Source organism: Mesorhizobium sp. M7A.F.Ca.CA.001.10.2.1, assembly GCF_003998575.1.
In the GTDB taxonomy this organism is placed as follows: domain Bacteria; phylum Pseudomonadota; class Alphaproteobacteria; order Rhizobiales; family Rhizobiaceae; genus Mesorhizobium.
In genome coordinates, this window is record NZ_RZQY01000796.1 from 1 (window position 1) to 2,428 (window position 2,428).

At 63.8% G+C, this 2,428-nt stretch carries 2 protein-coding genes and 1 pseudogene; all 3 read right to left on the bottom strand.

The annotated features are described in order from the left end of the window. Positions 1–393 (bottom strand): annotated as a pseudogene (locus tag EN964_RS31840) (AraC family transcriptional regulator); the annotation flags it as partial. A gap of 207 nt (positions 394–600) precedes the next feature. Further along, positions 601–1,482, bottom strand: a complete 882-nt coding sequence (locus tag EN964_RS31845) for a DMT family transporter (protein WP_127269637.1) — start codon at positions 1,480–1,482, stop codon at positions 601–603. 214 nt (positions 1,483–1,696) lie between these two features. After that, positions 1,697–2,428: sensor histidine kinase (locus EN964_RS31850; protein WP_164776173.1), on the bottom strand; the 732-nt coding region annotated here is incomplete at its 5' end.

A 2,428-nucleotide genomic window follows, 5' to 3' on the forward strand; every position in this document is an offset into this window, starting at 1 on the left:
GGCCCAGACATTGCTGTCGCCGCCGGTCATCTGCAACGCTTCCGAAGCCGAGACCAGTGCGGCCTCGCCTTTGCCGACGTGATAATCGCGGCCAATCTGCGTGCCGCTGAGCACCGTATCGCCATTGTTCACCAGCAGCAGATAGCCGTCGCGACCGTCGGCGGCGATATTGCCCGCCTTGCGGCTGGCATGACGGATCGTCCCGGCCATCTGCCCAAGCACCAGCGAGCCGACAGCGGTGGCTTCGATCGCGGCTTCGAACGACAGTCTCTCCGAAATCGTGTATTCGACCGACCATATCTCGGCGACATGGATGTCCTGCCAGAGCGCGAAGCGTGCGCGATGATCCAGATGCGGCGGCAGATCCGCCGATGAGAAGACGTTCTTTTGCAAGGGGCAACCGGCCTTTTCTACAATCGCGTCTTCATTTCGACACGCACCGTATGGGACCAGATCACGGTCTGTCCAGAGCCGGAAATACTTGTGCGCCAGGTGACAATTCCAGTGCCGTCATGGACAAGGATTGGCTTAATTTCGTGGATTGGGCTGGTTGAATTTCGGATTACTCGAAAATACCCAGTGCCGACGAATCGCGCCACCCTACTCCGGCGATGGCACCGGCGGCCGTGATGTCAGCGCCGTGCCGAAGGCGGCGACAACAACGGCTGCGATCCCGGCCAATTGCGTGGTGGTGAGGCTCTCGTGCAGGAACAGGAAGCCGGCCAGTGCACCCAGCCCCGGCTCCAGGCAGGTCAGCGTGCCGTAGATGCGCGCCGGCATGCGGGTCAGCGCCACCATCTCCAGAAAGAACGGCAACGCGCTGGAAAACAGGCCGACCAGCAGCGCGCTGACCAGGATCGACGGCGACAGCAGCGCGGATCCCGCCTGCGCGATACCGAAGGGCAGCACCAGCACGGCGGCGATGGCCATGCCGTAGGCAGTGGTGCGGGTACCAAGCTCCGCGCCGGCCTTCTGGGCCAGCACGATATAAAGCGCCCAGAAGCCGCCGGCCGCCAGCGCCAGCATCACCCCGATCGGATCAAGCGGCGCGAGGGAATGAACGAAGGGCGACAACAGCAGGATGCCGGCCACCGCCAGCGCGATCCAGGCAAAGTCGCTGGCGCGCCGCGAGCTTAAGGTCGCCACCAGAAGCGGGCCGGTAAACTCCAGCGCCACCGCGATGCCGAGCGGAATCCTGGCCAGCGCTGCGTAGAACAGGAGGTTGAGCGCGCAAAGCGTCACCCCATAGGCGACCAGCCACGGCAGAGTGGCACGCGAGGGCCGCATCTGCCAGGGCCGCAGCACCGCGATCAGCATCAGCGCACCGATGACCAGCCGCAGCGTTGTCGTGCCTTGCGCGCCGATCTGCGGGAACAGGCCCTTGGCGAAGGCGGCGCCGATCTGGATCGACACCATAGCGCCCATCAGTGCTGCGACCGGCAGGGGCGCCGCTTGGCGACTGGCAACCGGCGTCGATGTCACTTGGTTTTGTCCTTCCCCGATGCCAGGGCAGAAACCGCCTGACGGTGTGGAGTTAGGACGAACCAGCCGGCCTGTCGTGAGGCAGCGGCAACTGCTCGCTAGGGCAAGGACTGCAGGCACCCTATGAGTCTCCCGGACCGCGGAGCGTTCATTGCCGCGGCGCACAAGAATAGCTGGAGATGATCCTGTAGGTGCCAGACCGCAACGACACGCTTCAGGCGGTGGCAGCCGAGCGCTTGAAGAGGATGGTGACTTTAGTGCCCTCGCCAGCGCTCGACTTCACGTCGAACTCCGCCTTGGCATTCTCGGTCAGCGAGCGGGCGATCAGCGCGCCGAGTTTGCCGCGCTTGGGCCAGCTCTCGCCCTCCGGCAGGCCAATGCCGTCATCGGCGATCACGATGCGGCAGCCATCGCCGTCAACCACGCTGTGCAGGGTGATCGTGCCGCCGTTGCGCCCCTGGAAGGCATGTTTGAGCGCATTGGTCAAAAGTTCGTTCACCACCAGCCCGGTCGGCATGGCGACGTTGATCGACACCGGATAGGTGTCGACCTTCATGTCGAGGCGGATGCCCTCGACCGCATGCGAGTTCATCACCGCCGACGCGATCTGGCTGAGATAGACACCAAGATCGACCTCATCCTTGTCATAGTCCCCCGACAGCGTCTGGTAGAGGATCGCCAGCGCATCGACGCGACCTGCCAGCCGCTCGAAACGCTTCTGATCCGGTTCGGCCGCGTTGCGCGTCTCCATCCGGATCAGTGCGGTGATCATCTGGAGATTGTTCTTTACCCGGTGCTGCAGTTCGCGCAGCAGCGTGTCCTTCTCGCGGATGCGCTCATCGAGCGATCGCGCATCCTCCGTTTCGCCATGGGCCGAGACGTCGACCAGCGCCACCAGCCGGAAGCAGACCTTGCCATTGTCGTCCTCGATGACATTGGAATAGAC